Here is a 15,567-nt window from a genome sequence, read left to right on the forward strand (position 1 = left end):
TAGAATATATGGAAGAGGACATTGAGAGTCTTAAGAAACAGTTGGAGGAGAAAGATAGGATCATAAAGGATCTTGAGAAAATTGTGAGGGCTTATGAAGCTGTCTCGGAAATAAGTAGAAATGAGCTTTTAGACGCATATAAAACCATAGAGGCACAGGAGAGGGTTCAACTTTTGACGCAGTCTGAGATTAGAGAGAGGGATGAGATAATTGAGGCTGAGGAAAAAGTAATAGAAATGAGTGCTGAAGAGCTTAAGCAAGCGAAGAGAGAAATACTTGCGAGGGAGATTGTAGAGGAGCTTGCTAGGAAGGAACTGCTTGATAAGGATAAGGTTATAAAAGCTATGGAAATAGTGGCTGATATGATGACAAAGGATATAAAGGATAGAGACAAGATAATCCAGGCTTTTGAGGCTGCAGAGGAATTAGCAAGGCAGGAGATTATGAGCCTGAAGAAGGAATCTGAGGCTAAGGAAAGTGTAATTGACCTTGCACAGAAAGAGAGAAAGGAAACGATAGATATACTCAAAGCTTATGAAAGTCTTGAGGATTATGCAAGAATAGAGAAGGAGGAAATAATTAAGACGGCAAACTTTCTACTGGAAGTTTTTGTAAACTCTCTAATACAGCTTGGACTTATTCCAAAATCTGAGGAGTCAAAGATAAGGACAGTTGCAAGGAACTTAGTTAGAGAGAAGTGGTATCTTGCCTCTCCTAAGGTTGGAAATATTGATCTCCCAACAGCTTTGAAAATAATAGAAGCTCATGAAATTATAGAGGAGCTTATGAGAAAAGAAAAGATTGAAATGGATAATATAGTCAAAGCTTATGAAATACTTGATGAAGTGAAAAGGAAGCAGTTTATTGAACTTTATAACATACTGTCCGCTTATGAGAATCTTCAGAGTTATATAATGAAAAATAGAGAATTTTTTGATAAAGTCATAAAGGCGTATGACAGTGTGCAAGAGCTTGAGAGAGAAGAGAAGATAACTATGGATAAGATTATAAAAGCTCATGAGATTGTTGAGGAGTTAGCAAGGCAGGAGCTTATTGAAAAAGATAAGTTAAACTTGGCACATGAGGTTGTTGAGGATCTATCTAGAAAAGAACTACTTGAGAGGGATAGAATAATCCAAGCACATGAGATAGTAGAAGAATTAGCTAGGCGGGAAATGATACAACTTAGAGAACTTGCTAAAGCACATGAAGTGGTTGAAGAACTAGCTAGAAGAGAGCTTATAGAAAGAGACAAGATAATTGATGCTTACGAGAAACTTTCGGAATACACTGCAGAGGAAATTAAGAAACTTAAAGAAAGGAAGGAATAATCATTGTTCTTTATATTTTTCATATATTTCGTTAAACTTATGGTGTATTTCGGTAAAAGCTTGGAGTATGTCAGGATCAAAATGATGAGGTTTTGTTCTGTGGTTACCCTTTGTTATTATTTCTACAACCCTTTCATGGTCAAATGCGGGTTTATAGGTTCTTGGCGATCTCAAAGCATCGTATATATCTACTAAGTTTACTATTCTGGCACTTATTGGTGTTTTATCTTTTTCAAGTCCGTAGGGGTATCCACTACCGTCCCATTTTTCATGATGTCCTAAAGCTATGTCTCTAGCCATAATTAGCTTTTGGTGGTCTCCTAATATTAGAGCACCAGCTATGGTATGCTCTTTCATAATCTCGTACTCTTCTGGAGTTAGCGGGCCAGGTTTGCGAAGTATTTCTCTCGGTATCTTGAGTTTACCTATATCATGCATCTGAGAGGCATAGTATATTGAGTTAGAAAAATCTTCACTAAATCCCAAATAGCGAGATATGATTCTTGAGTATTCTCCAACTCTGTATATATGCATACCTGTTTCTTCGTCCATTTCTTCAGCTGCTCTTGCAAGAGATTGCATAGTGTAGATGAAAGCATTGTCCACTTCTTTTACTTCCTCGTACACTGCTTTTATTAGCAGATAGTTCACAAGTAATGATCTCATTAAATCTATGTCCCATGAGGAAATCTTAGAGAAAAAGTTGATTCCTATCAGAACTGAATCTTCTATTGAGATTGCTAGAAAGTTGTAGATCACATTTGATATATGGAGTATCTCTTTGGCAAAAGATTTGGAAAATTCTGAAGGGGGAATTCCTTCAGTTACATGGTCGGACCACATCACCTTGTTTCTGCCAAACTTCTTTCTAGAGTAAAACTCTAGTGGAATATTCAGAGAATCAACAAAAATTACTTGTCTTTCACGCAAAATTGCGAAAACCTTTGAATGTATGAATGTGTTGTTTATCTTACCTACAATCAAAAAGGAAGGGATATTGATATTCGGTTGGAGAAAGAGCTTGGATAGAATCTCAAACTCAATTTCGTCAAAAGAAGTGCTTTTATATCCTAGAATTTTACTAAGTAGAAGTGTAGAAGAGGAGCTAAGAGTTATAATACTCTTAAAGGTGTTTTCAATTTTTTTCCTACCCATCAAGCTGTAAGTGATAAAGGAGATAGTGTCATTGAGATAGTGAAATTCGTTCTTGAAGAAGATTTGTAAGTCTGCAAGGGATTCTAGAAATTCTTTTGCACTGTTTTCATCGGCTTTGTAAAAGCCAATCACGCAGAAGATATTTCTTTTTAAGGGATCTGATTTTATATTCTTTATTAAGCTTATTCCAGCCTTATCGTCAACTTCATTATCGCAGATTACCATGTCTATATTTATTTTTTCTAAAAGCTTTAGAGCTTCGGCGAATGTATTCACACCATAGGTTTCGTAGTCATTCATTACTAATAGGGAGGTAATTGTCTGTTTCACACCTAGGTCTTTTACAAATAGTAGGACATTGTGGCGCAAGCCTTTAAAGAGGCCCTTTGTAATTGTAGCTTGAGTTTCTAAAAGGAGTAGGTGGAATATCTCTGAGATAAAGGTAGTTGTGGATATGTTCATCTCAAATTTATCCTGGGTTGATATAGACACGATGAGCTTTAGGGTATATCCATAGGTTATTGGAATCACTATGTCAGCATCCAGATCATTAAGGATTCTTTGTAGTTCGGTATCATGGGGTGTAAAGAATCTGTTGGATTTTGAGGTTATTGTGTTTAGCTCCTCCGCTGATATACCTAGGTGCTTGATTCTAATAATAGTATTTCCCTTTTCGTCAATAAGGAGTACTGATTTTAGTGTTTTTTCAGTTTCGTTGAAAGTGAATACTTCTATAGTATTTTTACCTAAAAATTTTTCTACCGATGTGTGGAGTTTATCTACTATGGTTCCTATCGTTAGGGAGGGAATTTCACTGTCTTTTATATTGCTCAGATAATGCTTTATTACGCTAATTGTTATATCATTAACCTTTCTTGTTATCAACTTATGGGATGTTATGCTAAGTAAAGTGGAGAGTAAAAACACAAAGCCAGTGATTGGTAGAATTGAAGCTTGTAATAATTCTGAGTTAATCAGTGAAACGATGAAGATGTATAAACTTGGTAAGATGATAAATGTTATACTAAGAAATGATGCGAAGGTTTTTAACTTTGTCTCTTGAGCTTTTGCGAAAGGGGAGATCAATGAGATTGCAGAATAAAGTAAGGGAGTTAGAGTTAAAGGTAGGGTTATATCTTGTACATTTTTACTGCCGTTAATCAGTAGTAGAGACACAGAGAGTAGTAATGGTATTGAAATGCTGGTTTCTTCCAAAATTTTGATTGTTGTGATTTCCCTTCTGAGTGTGAGAAATGATATTACTGCAAAAGATAAGATGATATTGATGAAGGAGGTAGTACCAAATCCTATTTTTTCTGATCCTTTTGTGATAAGAATGGCCATAAGTGCTATAGAAGAAAACAATACTGGAAGAAGAATAAACAGCTTTGGATGACTGAGGATATTAGACTTTCCCTTTTTGTTGTCAAGGTATTCTACGATCTTGAGGTTTACGATTATTGATGAGAGAAAGAGAAGCAGGAGGATAAAGGTTGTCATGAACATTAAGTCCAAGGCTAGGAGTTGGAACAGGTTTGCTAGGAAAGAACTGAGAAGTACTACTGATAACAATGTCCACTGAATGAGATTGATAGGTTTTTCTTTCTCTGTTAGAGTAACAAATAAAGAAAATGATAGTGAAGTGAAAAGTAAAAGTGAGTATAGAAGGTGTGTTTCTATCATCTCTTTACCTCACCATAACAATATAATCAATTGTTTTGTGTATTTCAACAGATTTTTACATCACTTGATTTTACGAAATATATTTATATATTTAACACATAATTTCTGGAGTCTTTTTGCAGGGGGTAAGTATGGCTAAAAATTTTGCTAAGCTTATAGTGGGGCTTGGGAATATAGGTCCACAGTATGCTTATACGAGGCACAATATTGGTTTTATGGCCATAGATGCTCTTGCTAGGGAGTATAATGTGAAGTTTGATGTGAAGAAGAAAAAGAGTGCCCTTGGTGTTGCAAGGATAATGGATAAGAAGGTTGCCCTGCTAAAGCCTCAGACATATATGAACATAAGTGGAGAGCCTGTGTTGTATACTGCTAGTTTTCTAAAAATACCTCCCGAAGACATAATAGTGGTTTGTGATGATGTTTCACTTCCTGTTGGTAAGATCAGAATAAGGAAGGAAGGATCAAGTGGTGGACATAACGGTTTAAAGTCTGTTGCGTACTATTTAAAAACTGATCTTTTCCCAAGAATAAGGATAGGTATAGGTGAGCCACCGGAGTATGTTCCTCTTGAGAATTGGGTCTTGTCGAATATAACACTTAAGGAGTATCAGATCTTAAGTAAGACTTTAAAGGTCTTCAAGAAGGTGGTAGAGGTTATTTTGTTTGAGGGGATAGACTCCGCTATGAACAAATTCAACGGGCTTGAACCAGAAGATTATGAAGACATTCTAGAATCCTCAGATTTATTCTCCTTCAATCTGGAGGACTAGTTTGTTTAGAAAAATTGCCATAGCGGGGCTGGGGCTAATAGGTGGTAGTATAGCATTAGCAGTAAAAAGTAAATCTCCAACAACAAAAGTTATTGGTATAACAAGAAATCCCGAAACTTTGCTAAAAACTGGTTTTCAGAAATATGTTGATGTAGTGGCCGATTACTCAAATTTAGGGTTTCTTAGTGAGGTTGAATTTTGTGTAATATCTACTGTAGTTTCTGCTATTCCTAATGCTTTTAGAACTATTAAACCTTTTCTTAGAAGTGATGCTGTAGTTACCGATGTAGGAAGTGTAAAGGAATGGGTGGTGAAGCAGATAGATGATAGTTTGTTTGTAGGTTCTCACCCGATGGCGGGGAGCGAGAAATCAGGAGTTGAGAATGCGGATCCTAAGATATTTGAAGATGCAGTATGTGTAGTAACTCCTTTCAATAGCTCGGAACAAAATGTTAAAATTGTTTCAGAGTTTTGGAATTTTTTGGGGATGAAGGTTTTAATTCTTCCCCCAGAAGTTCACGATATGATTGTTAGTGAGACAAGTCATTTTGTCCACATAGTTTCTTTCCTAATATCTGATATTCTTTCTCAATCTGAGTATGCGAAGAATTTATTCTATGGAGTTTTTGGCAAGGGCTTGCTGGATACCACAAGGATTTCAAAAAGTGATCCATCTCTCTGGGTGGAAATATTTCAGATGAATAAGACAAATATACTGAAGGTTCTAGAAAAGTTTATAGAACTAGCTAGCGAGATTAGGGATCATATCTCTTCTGAGGATTGGGAATATGTAAAAGATGTTTTGGATAGGGCAAAGAAGTTTAGGGAAAGTTTAGATTGTAGGTAAGACTTTTGTTGGAGGAGGTAGCTGGAGATGAGGGGATTCGAACCCCCGACCCCTGCCGTGCGAAAGCAGTGCTCTCCCACTGAGCTACATCCCCAGATTGTATTACAGTAGTATAGTTTGGTAGGTAACTAGATGAAGCAAAGAAAAAATAACAGTCAAAACTCCTACCAAGTCTGCATATTGGTTTCTAATAGCTAGAATTTCGTCCTTCTTTTCTGTGGGTATATTAAGAATTTGAAGTAGGTAGTGCAGTGAGATGGAAATCCCGGATAGTGTAATCAGAGCCGAAGGAATGGTTGCTCCGAGAATGGTGAGATCTGCACCGGTTACGTTAGTTCTGAATCCAAAGTTAGGTGAAAATAGGTTCCATATACCAACGAATATTCCTAAAGGACCTATTATCAAATCAAATTTGCTGATCCTGTTCAGGAATCTTTCAAAGCCTTCGGACTTGATAATCTTTTTCACTAGATCACTGGCGGATAGGAGACCAAAGACTATTCCACTAAGTGAAAGTAAAATTACTCCGATCACAAAACAAACCCCCTTAACCTTAAGTTAGTTCTACAAGAATTATAACCGTTTCTATGCAAGAGTTTCAAAAAGATAGTTTCAATGAATTCCAATTTCCATTAAGCGAGTAACCAAAACTCCAAGCTTTTTACTTACTCCCTTCGGTTCTAGATGGTGCTCGTTTGATCTCAAAATTTCACTTCACACCAACTCTCATAGGTGTTTGTTAGAAGAAGTGTTTACTCAATTCTGACAGAAACTGCGGAAAGAATAAAAGAAAAACCATACCTAACTGTTAAATTTTAGACTTTATTGCCCCTTTCCTAAGAAGTTGAAAGAGTGAGGGTGATAGCAGTAGTATTATTTATTCCAAATGGGTAATATGTTTGAGGTGGAAATGTAGGGAAAATGGTATGAAGATTGACTACTTCACAATATCTCAGCTTAAAATTCCCGAACTTTATAGATACATTAACCAGAAAAAGAGCTTAGAAGCAAGAAAGGATAGAAAAGATCTGATACGAAAGGTTTGGGTTTTCATTTCATCCCTAGGCTTTGAATTCTTTCTATTTTTGATCTGCTTCACAACAGTTGGAGTTTTCCTAAGTCCTATCTTCTCAGCACTGGGAGTTGCAGTCTCTTTTCTGTTCGTCTTTCTTAGATATATAAGTTTCAGGGAACTTTCTAAGTTTGAGAAGTTACTCAAGAGCTTTCATCTGGCAAGAGTTAAGGTAATAAAAGAAGGAAGAACCTTAATTTTAAGTGAGGACGAGATTGAAATTGGGGATATAGTTGCTATTTCAAAGGGAGAAAGAATTCCATTTGACTTAAGAGTAACTGAATCTAACAGTCTTATTGTTGACGAATCAAAGGTATTTGGGGAAGAAAGGAGGGTAGGTAAGAGTGCAACTGTTCTTCCGAGAAAAGACTTTAAGATCTACGAGTTATCAAATGTGATTTTCTCAAACTCGCTGATAGTTAAGGGCAGTGGTAAGGGAATAGTGGTAAATAAGCCTAACCGTTGTTATGATTTCCCAGACATACAGTTGCAACATCCTAGTTTTCAACAAATCATCTTAACTTTTATTCTTTCTCTGGTTGCATCTTTGGTTGTATTTTATCTGCAGAAAGATATTTGGTCCACTATAGTGTTTTTCACTACAGTCTTTTTCCTATTCTCTGGAAATAACATAAACTTCTCTTTTGCTTACCTTAAATACCTTTTTGTCAAAGAACTTCTGTCTCAGGGGATAATACTTCAGAGTATAAATAAAATTAGTGAGTATGGAGAAGTGAATAAGGCTATAATCAAGCTAGATCAGTATTCCTTTGATCTGTATAGACCAAGTTATTTCATCGTAAGTGAAAACAAGACATACTCAGTTGGGGACTTATTATCCTTGGGTGGCAGGATACCTACTGAACTAACATACTGTTTTGTTATTTCTAAGGTGGTTCACAACAAGATCAAGGAAGTCTCTTCAAAAATCTTTCTAAACTCAATCATAAATACTCTGTCTTCAGTAGGACTTGATGAAGAAGTGACAAAGGAAGTTAAAGTCATAGATCTTCAGGTAAGTAGTAATATTCATTCTCTTTCCACAGTAAGACTTAAGTGTGAGGGAGAAATTTTGCTAGGGGTGATAAGTTTGTCTGCGTATGTGAAACAGTTTGGATCAATAGTGGGTGTAGATAATATGATGGAGGGAATTGTTATACTGAAAAGGGAAATTTCTGCTACTAGCGATGCTTCTTTACAGCCTATTGTTGTTGCAATATTCAATGAATACCAGATTAAAGCGAAGGAAATTGAAGACTTGGAAAGGAAAGTTAAGTTTTTCTTCTTGAGTGAGATGACATTTAAGGAGTTAGTTAAACTGTTTAGTGCTTTAGATATAAATGCTTCAAAGTTCTCTGCAGTAGACACTGACGAGATTCTTGATATCTCTGAGGAACAGAAGGAATTTTTTGTGGAAAAGTTCCAGCTCTTTTTCAATGTCTCCCAGAGGAATCTTTCAGAACTGGTTAAGTTACTCTCACGAAATAATGAGATCGCTCTGGACTGCTTCGCGGAGATATCTCAGTCTGACATAGGAATAATGAAAATTCCATACTTCGGCACATTCTTCACCAGAGGAAATTTGGTCCTTTCTACTACGAAAAGTTTCTTACTCCCCTTTCTTCTGATCCAGAAGGCCAATGATTTTGAAAAATCTCTCCAATCCTTGAAGTTCAAAGGAATAATGCTACTGCTAACCTCTTTTTTCATAACAACTTTATTATACCTTTATGGATTTTTCTGGATTTCTTTACTTTCACCTATCGTTTTAATCTTGATAATCTCGGTTATACCAAGTTATACTAATAGAGTTGCGAGAGAACTGCGGAAGTCTAGGGTTGCGAAGGGAAATAATTTACGAAGATGATTACTCTTCGTAAGTAAATTGTAAATCGTTGATTGGGTTTATACGACTACGGATTAACCGGATGTTGTACATTTGAGCAGTGGAGTGAGTTAGTCGGTATGCAGGTCTTCACGAGAATAATAAGAGTGAGGAATGAAGAGGTTGAGAGAGAGATAAAGCTCCTTAGGGAAGTTGCTTTAGCTTTAAGAAATGGTGAGGTTGTTGCCTTTCCTACTGAAACTGTGTATGGGCTCGGTGCTAACGCAACTAACTCCGAAGCTGTGAAAAAGATATTTGAACTTAAAAATAGACCCAGTGATAACCCTCTGATTGTCCATGTTAGTTCAAAGGAGGAGATAGGTAAATGTGCTGTAGTGTCAAACGAGGTTGAAGAAACGATAATCAATACCCTTATGCCAGGTCCGATAACTGTGATTCTTAGAAAGAAGGAAGTGATCTCCCCCTTAGTAACTGCTGGGCTTGACACAGTGGGTATAAGAGTTCCTTACAATACGATTGCCCAAAAGTTGATAGAACTATCAGGAGTTCCAGTTTGTGCTCCAAGTGCGAACATATCCGGAAAACCTAGTGCTACCGATTCACAAACCGTTATAGAAGAATTCTCAGGTAGAATCCCATTCATAATAGATGGAGGTAGGACTCACATAGGAATTGAGTCTACTGTTGTGATGGTAAAAGAAGAGGAAAGAAGATTCTCAGTTCTAATTCTAAGACCAGGATTTGTGACGAAGGAAGACATTGAGGAAGCTATAAACACTAGACGGTTTTCAAAACCTGTGGAAATCAACTATTCTGAAGAGTTTTCTGTAGACACTCCACTATCACCCGGACAGAAGTACAGACATTATTCTCCTGTGTCACATGTAGTAATAGTTAAGAATATAAAAAACATAGAACCTATTGTCAAGGAGCTTAGGAACGGAAAAATAGGGATTCTCGGGAGACCTAAGTTTCTAAAGGAGGTTAGAAGATTTCTAGAATATATCAACGTAAAGAACATCCTGGAAATTGAGTGGTGTAAATATGATTTGATAGATTGCGCAAGGAATCTGTTTTTTGCCTACAGAATGTTTGACAGGGAAAATGCTGTTTTAATACTTGTGGAGAACCTTGAAGAAAGCGGAATAGGGTATTCAATAATGAATAGAGTAAAGAAATCAGCGACTTATATAGTCTGAGCTTCCTTTCTGTTTTTCTCAATACAAACCTTGGAGTTAACTATTGAGATGATCTTATTTGAGTAACTCATAACATCTTGCCTGTGCGTTATGAACACTACAGCTATACCTTGCTCTCTGTTTATTCTCTCAAGTAGTGAAATTATCTCAAGTGAATTTTTTTCATCAAGGTTAGCTGTGGGTTCGTCTGCGAAAACATATTTAGGTGACATAACTAGAGCTCTTGCTAATGCAACTCTTTGCTTCTGCCCTCCGGATAAGATTCTAACATCGCTGTTTATGTATTCTTCCATACCAACATACTTAATAACCTCCTCAGCTCTACTTCTGTACTTAGATACTGGCTGACCGCATATATACACTGGCAGTAGCACATTATCAATAAGAGACAAACCTTCCATCAGTTCAAATGTCTGGAACACAAAACCGATGTTTTTGTTTCTGAAACTTGATAGGAAAATATCTTTGAAAAACTGTGGTCTGACACCGTCATAGACTACGTGACCCGATGAAGGAGGCTCTACTCCTGCAATTATCTTGAGAAGGGTAGTCTTGCCACAACCTGATTCACCCGTAATGGAAATAAAATCTTTCTCCCTTATCTCAAAAGAAGCACCTTCAAATAAGATTTTCCTTTTGCCGTTTATTAGAAAATGTTTGGATACATTGACTACTTCTATCATTAACCTGTTGTTCCTAGTTCTCTTTCTCTGATGTAAGTTTTGACTAATGCTATGAGCCTTCTAGTTCTCTTTATCTTTCCTGGATTTTCTGGTGATTTAACGGCTTTCTGTAATCTCATAGAGGTATACTCGGAAGTGAGCTTATTCAATTCCTTTTTAAGTTCGTCAAGTGACATATTTTTGTATATCTGTTTTACCTTCTTTGTGAAAGACATGTTTCGCCTCCTAGAGAATCTCAGTTCTCTTTATTAGCTTCACCTTTATTCCAATTTTAGCGGAGATCTTCCTAGCAATTTTCTTAGAAGTTTCATCGTCAACTCCGATCCATTCAAATAGAACCTTACCCCTGATAGCCGGAGCTTCCCAATGATCTATATCTGCCTTTCCTTTCCCCATCCTTGTCTCCAGAGGTCTTTTTGTATACGACCTATCTGGAAAAACTCTTATCCAGTATTTACCATTTTTAGGCATAGTTCTTGATAACATCACTCTCACAGCTTCTATCTGTCTATCTGTTAGGAATGTAGGTTCGAGTGCTATAACGCCGTATTCACCGAAAGAGACAAAAGTATCAGTTGCAACTCCACCTAGTTTAGCAGTGTGAGGTTTTCTCCACTTCGGGTTTGCAGGACTTAATAAGGCCATACTACACACCTCCTTTATTCATATACCCAAACTTTGATTCCTATGATACCCACAGTGCTATTGCCTTCAGCAAAACCATACTTTACCTTAGCAGTCAATGTGCTTAATGGCACTGTTCCAAATTTGAGTTCCTCGGACCTAGCAACGTCTACACCTCCAAGTCTTCCTGAAACTCTTATTCTTATCCCTTTCACACCAGCGTCTATTGCCCTTTGTAAAGCTCTTCTCATCGCTCTCTTGTAGGGCATCCTCATCTCTATCTGCTTTGCTATAAATTCAGCTATTATCTGTGCATCGGTCTCAGGTCTCTTTATCTCCACCACTGAAATATTAAGTTCCTTGTTGGAGTTACCCAAAACATTCCTCTTTATCTCATCCTCCAATAGCTTTATCTCAGTTCCCTTTCTGCCTATTATCACACCAGGCTGTGAAGTGTAAATTATAATATCCACTCGCGAAGCAAACCTAGATATCTCTATCTTTGATATTCCCGAAAGCCTATATCTTGAGGTTATGAATTGTCTTATTCTTGCATCCTCTATTGTGTTACTAACCTGTTCCTCCCTATTTGATGCTATCCAATTAGATAGCCACTTCTCGGAAATACCCAATCTCAAGCCAAAAGGGTGAACCTTCTGTCCCATACTCTTAGCACCTCCCCTCTACTCAAGTTTTGTCAGAAACGGTAATATATACGTTGCAGAATCTTTTTCTTATAATATTTGCTCCACCTCTTGCTCTAGGTATTAACCTCTTGAGAGTAAACGCTTGAGATATCTTTATGTCCTTTACATAAACATTCTCAAGTGGTGACTTTGAGCCTTTGTTTACTAAATTAGCATAAGCAGATCTAATAGCTTTTGAAAGAAGTTTAGCTCCTTTATGTGGAAGATTATCAAGATAAGTTAAGACCAAGTCTAGATTTCTACCCCTTACTACCTTGATAAACCTTATCATTTTCTTCTGGGATATTTTCAGATATCTAGCCCTACAAACCGCTTCCATAACACTCCTCCTTACTCTTTAGACATCTCTGCTTTCTTCCCACCATGTGCCCTGAAAATTCTAGTCGGAGCAAATTCTCCAAGCTTATGTCCTATCATCTGGTCAGTAATGTAAACTGGAATGAATGTCTTCCCATTATACACAGATATAGTAAGTCCTACCATCTCAGGAATAATCGTGGACCTTCTAGACCAAGTCTTTATTGGGGTTCTCTCCCTCCTCTCTATCATCTCTAAAACCTTTTTGTATAAGTGCTTATCCACAAAAGGACCTTTTTTCAGGGATCTTGCCATATACACATCTCCTTAGAAAGCCTTCTTATTTTAAATACCCACCAAAATCCTTTTCAACTTAAGTCTTAGGTCCATCAATAAATTCTAGTTTCCATTATGTTGGTAGATAAGGTTTTAAGCTTTTTGCTTGTTTGCTTCCTCTGGTTCTAGATAGTGTTTGTCGGTTACAAAATTTCACTTCACACAAAACCTCTTATTAAGAAGAGTAAAAGAAAAGCCTTACCTAATTGTTAAATCATTGTTATATCCATAGGAAAGTCTACATTGACTTGACCAGTGAATTGAGGGAAGGTCTGAGAGTATCACCACAGAATTGCTAGTATATACGTACCCACATCTTGAACACCTTACTATCTTGGAGAACTAAGGGATTTTAAGTTTTGATATCTGGGGAAGATATCAGTAGTTAGGGGAAAACCTCTTTACCAACTCTTTTCTACTAGATGCTGTGTATAAACTTACAGCTCTTATCAGAGAGATGAGTGAAAATTTTGTAAGATCTTCTTCCCTTATCCTGACACAATAGTCTACAAACCACTTATCTAGGGAAATGTCGTAGTAAAGGTAGAAGAACCCCAATGACTCGTTGAAATTGTTTGCTCTGAGTAGATGTTCCATAAATTCGTGAGAAGGCCTTTTGTCAAGTACTAAAACCGTTGAGTAAAAACTTACTACTTTCGTCATTTTGCCGTCAGCAAAGTTTATAAAAACTTTTTCAGAACCAACTTGTAGGTCTACAACAACTTTCAAAGTATCTCTAGATACTTCTCCTTCAAAGTAAAAGCCTCTTTCTTTATGGTTTTTTAGGATGAAAATGGCCTCATCCTTTGTAACACCTGCATATCCACTCAAGCAAAAGAGTATCATCAAGAGTGCAAAAACTTTTCTCACAAAGAGAATTATCGGATTTAGACTTACAATTTGACTTACGGGAAGCAATGGGTTAAATTAGAATATGAGATATGTTCTGAAAAATTTGGACTGCCCAAGTTGTGCAGTAAGAATAGAAGAAAAGCTCAGAAGCAAGGGGATAAAAGATGCTAGAGTAGATTTCTCAACTTCTTATCTTTTAACCCAAGAAGAAGACACTAGAAAGATAGAGCAGATTGTAAGAGAAGTTGATAGTGAAATTGTGGTTATACCCGAAAGTAACAAAACGAAGGATAAGGAAAAGGTAGACTTACAAAACGTCATCCTTACCTTTTTGCCGTTTATCCTAACCATAATCTATAGAATCGTTCAGGACAAGCTACACTCCCTACCAATGCTTGGATACCTGGTAGTGATAGGAATACTTTGTGTGGGAGGTGGTAGGATTTTCTATCAGGCATACAGAAGGGTGATTTCTGGGAATTTCTTCAACGAATACACGATGATAACAGTTGCAACGATTTCTGCTATTCTACTGAATGAGGTGTTTGAGGGGTTACTACTTATAACGCTCTTTAACATAGGGCTATTCCTTGAGGATTTAGCTGTGAGAAAGTCAAGGGAAAGAATTATCTCAGGGGTTACGGAGATCTTTGGTAGAGCTAGGATAAAACTTTACGGTAATGAAATCAAAGAAGTGGATGTCAAGGATCTAAACATAGGGGATATAGTTGTTGCAAGGCCTGGTGAGAGGATACCAGTGGATGGAGAAATAGTGAAAGGGAGTGCTTTTATTGATAAGTCTTCAATAACTGGTGAGAGCACTCCCGAAAATGTTACAGTTGGAGATAAGGTTACTGCTGGTAGTATAAACTTAGATGGTCTGCTTGAGATAAAGGTTCTTTCTCCATTTGAAGATACAATACTCTACAAGATAATTGAGGAGATACAAGGTAGCGGAAACACTACAAAGGCTGAGAGATTTATAACTAGGCTAGCTAAGGTATATACACCTTTAGTGATGTCTTTCGCATTCATTGTTTCTGTGGTTCCCCCAGTTGCCTTGGGAACGTATAACTTCAGCGAGTGGATTTACAAAGGGCTTATAATACTTGCAGTCTCATGTCCTTGTGCGATAGTGATAAGTGTGCCCTTGACATATTTCAAGTCAGTAGGCGTTCTAGCAAGCAAGGGGATAGTTGTAAAAAATACGGTTGCAGTTGACAAGTTTTCTGAAATTAAGGTGATGTTTTTTGACAAAACGGGAACGGTGACCAAAAGCAAGCTCTCAGTTGAAAGAATAGTTCCCGTAAAGGGAGTAACCAATGAGGAAATACTGGAAGTTCCGTTGGCAATGGGTAGATTCTCATCCCATAGGCTATTGAAATCCATACTTCACTTTTCAAACTACGGAGAACTATCGGTTGAAGTAAGTGATGTAAGAGAAATTGCTGGCTATGGAGTGGTAGGTAGATTAAATGGTGAGGATGTGCTTGTAGGTAATGACAAGTTGCTTCACGAAAAAGACATAAAACATGAGGTATGTGTGAATGACTCAACAGTCGTGCATATAGCGAAAGGTGGGAGATACTTAGGATTTATCTCTTTTTCTGATGAAGAAAGAGAAGAGGCGGAAGAAGTTATAAAGGAGCTAAGAAGGCTTGGTCTGAAAAAGATATTCATCCTGACAGGTGATAACGAAAAAAACGCTATGAAGATTGGTAAGAGTATAAACGCAGATGATGTGTTTTTCGGTAAATCCCCTGAAGAGAAGGCTAAGATAATAGAAGAGTTTGGAAAAGAGTATAGAGGATATGTAGGCTTCGTGGGAGATGGGATAAACGATAGTATGGCTATGTTGAAGGCAGATCTAGGCATATCTTTCAACACACCCCTAAACTCACTATTACACTCCGCTTCGGATGTAGTGATAAACAGTAGTAGTCTTAGGAAAATCTTAGAAGCAATTGTAATATCGCGCACAACCAAAAGGTTGGTTATACAGAACATACTCCTTGCTCTGGGTATCAAGCTGACAGTAGTAGTTCTGGGAATGTTCGGTATGATGTGGCTGTGGATGGCAGTTTTAGCAGATTCAGGCTCAATATTGTTAACTATCGCAAATACAGTCCTTAGGAGCTTTTCTAAAAATTCTCATCACTGAT

At 37.2% G+C, this 15,567-nt stretch carries 15 protein-coding genes and 1 tRNA gene; 6 read left to right on the forward strand and 10 right to left on the reverse strand.

The window, feature by feature from the left end; all coding sequences use genetic code 11:
* The first annotated feature begins 8 nt into the window (after positions 1-8).
* Positions 9-1,331 carry a hypothetical protein gene (locus tag ABDH28_00500; GenBank protein MEN2997510.1) on the forward strand — a complete coding sequence of 441 codons (1,323 nt, stop codon included), beginning with the start codon at positions 9-11 and terminating at the stop codon, positions 1,329-1,331.
* Here the strand turns inward: ABDH28_00500 and ABDH28_00505 are convergent, their stop codons facing one another.
* Positions 1,332-4,169 (reverse strand): HD domain-containing phosphohydrolase, encoded by a 2,838-nt coding sequence (locus ABDH28_00505; protein MEN2997511.1) that lies wholly within the window; start codon positions 4,167-4,169, stop codon positions 1,332-1,334. It abuts the gene before it with no gap.
* Positions 4,170-4,300: 131 nt separating this feature from the next.
* Between ABDH28_00505 and pth the strand changes: the two genes are divergently transcribed.
* Positions 4,301-4,942, forward strand: coding sequence for an aminoacyl-tRNA hydrolase (pth, locus tag ABDH28_00510; GenBank protein ID MEN2997512.1), 642 nt, complete (start codon positions 4,301-4,303; stop codon positions 4,940-4,942).
* Position 4,943: 1 nt separating this feature from the next.
* On the forward strand, positions 4,944-5,789 hold the full coding sequence (locus tag ABDH28_00515; protein ID MEN2997513.1) for a prephenate dehydrogenase: 846 nt from the start codon (positions 4,944-4,946) through the stop codon (positions 5,787-5,789).
* Between the two features lie 22 nt (positions 5,790-5,811).
* On the opposite strand, the gene ABDH28_00520 is transcribed toward ABDH28_00515, so the two are convergent.
* Positions 5,812-5,883: transfer RNA gene (locus ABDH28_00520), tRNA-Ala, on the reverse strand.
* An 8-nt stretch (positions 5,884-5,891) separates the two neighbouring features.
* On the reverse strand, positions 5,892-6,323 hold the full coding sequence (locus tag ABDH28_00525) for a hypothetical protein (GenBank protein ID MEN2997514.1): 432 nt from the start codon (positions 6,321-6,323) through the stop codon (positions 5,892-5,894).
* A gap of 392 nt (positions 6,324-6,715) precedes the next feature.
* On the opposite strand from ABDH28_00525, the gene ABDH28_00530 reads away from it, so the two are divergent.
* Entirely contained in the window at positions 6,716-8,728 is a 2,013-nt protein-coding gene (locus ABDH28_00530; protein ID MEN2997515.1) for a hypothetical protein, read from the forward strand.
* A 98-nt stretch (positions 8,729-8,826) separates the two neighbouring features.
* Positions 8,827-9,906, forward strand: a complete 1,080-nt coding sequence (locus tag ABDH28_00535; protein ID MEN2997516.1) for an L-threonylcarbamoyladenylate synthase — start codon at positions 8,827-8,829, stop codon at positions 9,904-9,906.
* On the opposite strand, the gene ABDH28_00540 is transcribed toward ABDH28_00535, so the two are convergent.
* The 7 genes from ABDH28_00540 to ABDH28_00570 form a co-directional block, all read right to left on the reverse strand.
* Positions 9,894-10,589: an ABC transporter ATP-binding protein gene (locus tag ABDH28_00540; protein ID MEN2997517.1), complete on the reverse strand. Its 696-nt coding sequence runs from the start codon at positions 10,587-10,589 to the stop codon at positions 9,894-9,896. The genes ABDH28_00535 and ABDH28_00540 overlap by 13 nt on opposite strands.
* Entirely contained in the window at positions 10,589-10,804 is a 216-nt protein-coding gene (gene rpmC, locus ABDH28_00545; GenBank protein ID MEN2997518.1) for a 50S ribosomal protein L29, read from the reverse strand. Before rpmC ends, ABDH28_00540 begins: the two co-directional genes overlap by 1 nt.
* A gap of 10 nt (positions 10,805-10,814) precedes the next feature.
* Positions 10,815-11,234 (reverse strand): 50S ribosomal protein L16, encoded by a 420-nt coding sequence (gene rplP, locus ABDH28_00550; protein MEN2997519.1) that lies wholly within the window; start codon positions 11,232-11,234, stop codon positions 10,815-10,817.
* A 14-nt stretch (positions 11,235-11,248) separates the two neighbouring features.
* The gene (gene rpsC / locus ABDH28_00555) at positions 11,249-11,878 is read right to left on the reverse strand and encodes a 30S ribosomal protein S3 (GenBank protein ID MEN2997520.1); all 630 of its coding nucleotides are present in this window, start codon (positions 11,876-11,878) and stop codon (positions 11,249-11,251) included.
* A 22-nt stretch (positions 11,879-11,900) separates the two neighbouring features.
* Positions 11,901-12,239 (reverse strand): uL22 family ribosomal protein, encoded by a 339-nt coding sequence (locus ABDH28_00560; protein ID MEN2997521.1) that lies wholly within the window; start codon positions 12,237-12,239, stop codon positions 11,901-11,903.
* An 11-nt stretch (positions 12,240-12,250) separates the two neighbouring features.
* Complete coding sequence (rpsS, locus tag ABDH28_00565; protein ID MEN2997522.1) at positions 12,251-12,532, reverse strand: 30S ribosomal protein S19; 282 nt, start codon at positions 12,530-12,532, stop codon at positions 12,251-12,253.
* 399 nt (positions 12,533-12,931) lie between these two features.
* Complete coding sequence (locus tag ABDH28_00570; protein MEN2997523.1) at positions 12,932-13,423, reverse strand: hypothetical protein; 492 nt, start codon at positions 13,421-13,423, stop codon at positions 12,932-12,934.
* Between the two features lie 64 nt (positions 13,424-13,487).
* On the opposite strand from ABDH28_00570, the gene ABDH28_00575 reads away from it, so the two are divergent.
* Complete coding sequence (locus ABDH28_00575; GenBank protein MEN2997524.1) at positions 13,488-15,566, forward strand: heavy metal translocating P-type ATPase; 2,079 nt, start codon at positions 13,488-13,490, stop codon at positions 15,564-15,566.
* Position 15,567: the final 1 nt, after the last annotated feature.

Source organism: Brevinematia bacterium (assembly GCA_039630355.1).
Lineage (GTDB): Bacteria > Spirochaetota > Brevinematia > DTOW01 > DTOW01 > SKYB106.

What these genes read in the sequence shown, in the direction of transcription:
- ABDH28_00500 (MEN2997510.1), top strand. Translation starts at nt 9, where the DNA reads ATGGAAGAGGACATTGAGAGTCTTAAGAAACAGTTGGAGGAGAAAGAT.
- ABDH28_00505 (MEN2997511.1), bottom strand. Translation starts at nt 4,169, where the DNA reads ATGATAGAAACACACCTTCTATACTCACTTTTACTTTTCACTTCACTA.
- pth (MEN2997512.1), top strand. Translation starts at nt 4,301, where the DNA reads ATGGCTAAAAATTTTGCTAAGCTTATAGTGGGGCTTGGGAATATAGGT.
- ABDH28_00530 (MEN2997515.1), top strand. Translation starts at nt 6,716, where the DNA reads ATGAAGATTGACTACTTCACAATATCTCAGCTTAAAATTCCCGAACTT.
- ABDH28_00535 (MEN2997516.1), top strand. Translation starts at nt 8,827, where the DNA reads ATGCAGGTCTTCACGAGAATAATAAGAGTGAGGAATGAAGAGGTTGAG.
- ABDH28_00540 (MEN2997517.1), bottom strand. Translation starts at nt 10,589, where the DNA reads ATGATAGAAGTAGTCAATGTATCCAAACATTTTCTAATAAACGGCAAA.
- rpmC (MEN2997518.1), bottom strand. Translation starts at nt 10,804, where the DNA reads ATGTCTTTCACAAAGAAGGTAAAACAGATATACAAAAATATGTCACTT.
- rplP (MEN2997519.1), bottom strand. Translation starts at nt 11,234, where the DNA reads ATGGCCTTATTAAGTCCTGCAAACCCGAAGTGGAGAAAACCTCACACT.
- rpsC (MEN2997520.1), bottom strand. Translation starts at nt 11,878, where the DNA reads ATGGGACAGAAGGTTCACCCTTTTGGCTTGAGATTGGGTATTTCCGAG.
- ABDH28_00560 (MEN2997521.1), bottom strand. Translation starts at nt 12,239, where the DNA reads ATGGAAGCGGTTTGTAGGGCTAGATATCTGAAAATATCCCAGAAGAAA.
- rpsS (MEN2997522.1), bottom strand. Translation starts at nt 12,532, where the DNA reads ATGGCAAGATCCCTGAAAAAAGGTCCTTTTGTGGATAAGCACTTATAC.
- ABDH28_00575 (MEN2997524.1), top strand. Translation starts at nt 13,488, where the DNA reads ATGAGATATGTTCTGAAAAATTTGGACTGCCCAAGTTGTGCAGTAAGA.